A 4,139-nucleotide genomic window follows, 5' to 3' on the forward strand; every position below is an offset into this window, starting at 1 on the left:
GACAGCATGTATACCATCGCCGCCAACGGCAATGCTCTCGACCGCAACGGTATTGCCGTGCATATGTATCACGCGACGAAGTCGATGTCCGACAGATACTTTGCCGATCTCGACGGCGAACTTCTCCTCGTCCCGCAGTCAGGTGCGCTTCGCCTACACACCGAGTTCGGGTTGCTCGACGTTGCACCGGGTGAAATCGCGGTGATCGGTAGGGCAGTCAAGTTTCGGGTGTCACTACACGAGGACACCGCGAGTGGGTACGTCTGCGAGAACTACGGTTCCTACTTCGAGTTGCCGGAACTGGGCCCTATCGGCTCCAACGGACTGGCTCATGCACGCGACTTCTGTTATCCAGTTGCTGCATACGAGGATCACAGCGACACGGTTCAGGTGGTTCAGAAGTTCGGCGGTCAGCTCTGGGCCGCCTACTACGACCACTCTCCCTTGGATGTCGTTGCCTGGCACGGCACGCACAGCGCGTACAAGTACGACACCGACCGCTTCAACACCATGGGTACCGTGGGGTGGGATCACCCGGACCCGTCGATCTTCACCGTCCTGACCTCTCCGTCGGAGCGGCCCGGACAGGCCAACGTCGATTTTGCCATTTTCCCTCCTCGGTGGAACGTCGCTGAGCACAGCTTCCGGCCACCTCACTTCCACCGAAACATGATGACCGAATTCATGGGCCTCGTCCGCGGACAACATGATTCCAAAGCCGAGGGATTCCTCCCCGGCGGTGCCAGTCTGCACAACATGTGGGGAGCCCACGGCCCGGACCTGGAGACGTTCACACTCGCTTCGGCCGCAGAATTGGTGCCCCAGAAGCTCGATGGTTCCCTGGCCTTCATGTTCGAGACCCGGCTTCCTCTCGTCACGACGGACTTCGCGCACAGCGCCCACCATCGCCAACCGGACTACGACTCCTCGTGGAGCGGCTTGCAAGGAAAATTCGACCCCACCGACTCGACATCCTCAGGAGATCCCCGATGACCACCGCCGATATCACCCGACCGAAGTTCGATCTGCCCGAACCGCTGCTTCGCATCGGTGCCGCACGGGTCCCCGCGTCCGACGGCGCGACATACACCTCGACCAATCCAGCAACCGGTGAGGTAGTTGCCGAGATCGCTGCTGCAGGGCAGGAGGACGTGGATGCAGCCGTTCGATCCGCGCGCGAACAATTCGAACACGGCGAATGGTCGAGAACGAGCGGTCCCGAGCGCGGCAAAGCCCTCACTCGACTGGCGGCACTCATCGAGGCCGATGCCGAAACCCTAGCCGCTCTCGAAGCGGTCGAGATGGGCAAGCTTTTCCGCGACTCGGTCGGGGGCGACATTCCCTGCGCCGCAGAGGCATTCCGTCACTTCGCAGGGTGGGCCGACAAGATCTCCGGTTCGACCTTCTCGCTGCCGAATTTCGGGCCGCAGAACCGGTTCGGCTACACCGTTCGTCAGCCACTCGGTGTCGTCGCCGCGATCACGCCCTGGAACAATCCCGCACTCATCGCAGCGTGGAAGCTGGCCCCTGCACTGGCAGCCGGGAACACTGTCGTCGTCAAACCAGCCGAGGACGCCTCACTGTCCACACTGAGACTGGCCGAACTCGCTGCCGAGGCAGGTATTCCCGACGGGGTAGTCAATGTGGTCACCGGACTCGGACCCGTGGCAGGTGCGTCCTTGGCCTCGCACCCGGGTGTCGACAAGGTTTCTTTCACCGGCAGTCCTGGTGTAGGGCAGTCGATCCAGAGTTTCGCAGGCGAGAGTTTTCGCAAACTGGTTCTCGAACTCGGCGGAAAAGCACCCCAGTTGATCTTCGACGATGCAGATCTCGATGCGGCGATGCCGTGGATCGCAATGGGCAACTTCTACCACCAGGGACAGGTCTGCGCCGCCGGAACCCGGGTGCTGGCCCACGAATCCGTCATCGACAAGGTTCTCGACGGGCTCGTTGCAGCTGCCGAAAGCGCCGTCGTCGGAGATCCCTTCGACGACGCATCGACGATGGGAACGATAGTCAACGCCAAGCAGTTGGCGCGCATCAATGGGTACATCGACTCGGGCGTCTCCGAGGGAGCAACGTTGGTCTGCGGGGGGCGACGTGAGTCAGGTCCAGGACTCTATGCGCAACCCACGGTGTTCCGCGGCACCAATGACCTCACGATCGCCCGAGACGAAATATTCGGCCCGGTTGCCACGGTGATCAGCTTCCGCACCACCGAAGAAGCAATCGAGATCGCCAATGCGACCCGGTACGGCCTCAACGCAATGGTGTACTCGCAGAACATCTCACGGGTGCACGCCGTCGTCGAGAAGCTTCGTGTCGGAACGGTCTGGGTCAACGGTTGGGGTGTACCCGATCCGGCTCTGCCCTGGGGAGGCCGTGCCGGCAGCGGTATCGGCCGTGAACTGGGCCGATCCGGACTCGAAGGCGACACCGAAGAAAAGACCGTGCACATCGGCTTCGGCGGCCTCTGATGCCTCGATCCACCACCGACACGAAGGAAATGCAGATGACATCGCCCGAGATAGTCGAGACCTGGAACGGCCCCGGAAGGACCGACGCCACACTGACCACCGTCCTACCCCGGCACAACGGCGCCCATCCGGTCCCGGGCAGCCGTACGGGGTTCGAGCACTGGTACTTCGATGCTCATCTCGACGACGGTCACACCATCATCGGGTTCCTCAATCTACGTCGACCCGAGGAGCCCGCGTTGGTCGCCAAACCCAGCGTGGAGATCCTGATCTACGCACCGGACGGGTCCCGCCGCCAGATCTTCAAGCGGTACTCCAAGAGGCAGGCGTCGGCATCGATTTCGTCCTGCGACGTCAGGGTCGGGCCCAATCATGCCTGGGCAGAGTTCCCGCCCGGCAGTCTGCCCATCCATCACCTGTCGCTCTCGGAAGAGGACGTCACCTTCGATCTCCAATTCCACAACGAACTCCCCAGCTGGATGCCCGGCGAAGGTGAAACACTCTTCGGCGGAACCGATGTGTTCGGTTGGGTTGTCGCTGCTCCTCGTGCGCGTGTCGAGGGGTCGATCACGATCGGAGCAGCGACGAAAACCGTCACAGGTAGGGGCTACGCCGACCACAACTGGGGCGCCGGTGACATGAAGAGTGTCATCGACCGCTGGCACTGGGGACGGCTGTACGACGACGACTATTCCCTGCTCTACGCACTGGTGAAGACACAAGACAGGCTCAACGGACACGAGAGCCGACCATTGATGTTGGCGTACAAGGGTGAAGTGATCTTGAGCTCGGGTGAGGCGGAGGTATCCGAAGGCCCGATGAAGTACAACGCTGTCGCCAATCGTGAATATCCGGAGTGGCTGAAAATCGAAATCCCCGGTGTCGTGAAACTGGTGCTGACCGTCGACACAGTCGTGCACGCACACGACTTGCTCGGCGATGTACCCGTCGCCGGGCACAAGGCTTTCCGGCCGCTGCTGTATCGACTCGTCGGGCACCCGGGCTATTTCCGCTTCGATTCCACGTTCGAGCTCACGGTGTTCCGCGAAGGTATCACCGACGTTCGCACCGGTCGCACGTTGCACGAGCTCGTCGCACTGAACTGACCTCGCAACCGAGCGGCCACCTCGCCGTCCAAAAGCACTGCCTGAGGGATTTCCGCAGTTCTACTCTCGCAACGAGATGACGAGCGGATTCAGTGCACGATCAGCTCAACGCCATCCAGGCGCCGTGGCCACCTTCGGCCTCTACGCCGCAACGATACTCGCTGCGAAGCCGCGCTATTGCGATCCGTGAAACGAAGGCACGAGTGGCGCACGGTCCAAAGTCGAACCGCGACAATTCGTAACTTGTCACAGGAGGATCTGCGTATTCAGGGCTCGCACGTCCGATAACGTGCAGTGTCGGTGCGTTTCGAATCCATTGGGGGATAGGTCCACGTGAATTCCGTGTGTCGTGTGCTGGGAGTAGCCACCGCGTGTGTGCTGGTGTCGACGGGGGTACAGGTTGCACCGGCCTTCGCATCCCCGGCCGGGTTGACCGACGTGTTGTTCGTAGCCAACAACTGGGATGGCACCGCCGACTACCTATCGCCGGATAGCGCACTGGCACCGATCGGTCGCGTGAATGTCATCCCGGACAAGGACGAACGCCTAGCCGAGA

The 4,139-nt window shown here is 61.6% G+C and carries 3 protein-coding genes and 1 pseudogene; all 4 read left to right on the top strand.

The features are described from left to right. The coding region (locus tag A2J03_RS02820) for a homogentisate 1,2-dioxygenase (RefSeq protein ID WP_068369426.1) at positions 1-993 on the top strand (993 nt) is incomplete at its 5' end. Next, positions 990-2,477 (top strand): aldehyde dehydrogenase family protein, encoded by a 1,488-nt coding sequence (locus tag A2J03_RS02825; RefSeq protein WP_068369429.1) that lies wholly within the window; start codon positions 990-992, stop codon positions 2,475-2,477. The genes A2J03_RS02820 and A2J03_RS02825, both read left to right, overlap by 4 nt. Before the next feature lie 35 nt (positions 2,478-2,512). After that, a complete protein-coding gene (locus tag A2J03_RS02830; protein WP_231912339.1) occupies positions 2,513-3,583 on the top strand; it encodes a lipocalin-like domain-containing protein in 1,071 nt (356 codons plus the stop codon). 351 nt (positions 3,584-3,934) lie between these two features. Further along, a pseudogene (locus tag A2J03_RS02835) lies at positions 3,935-4,139 on the top strand (hypothetical protein); the annotation flags it as partial.

The organism is Rhodococcus sp. EPR-157 (assembly GCF_001647195.1).
In the GTDB taxonomy this organism is placed as follows: Bacteria; Actinomycetota; Actinomycetes; order Mycobacteriales; family Mycobacteriaceae; genus Rhodococcoides.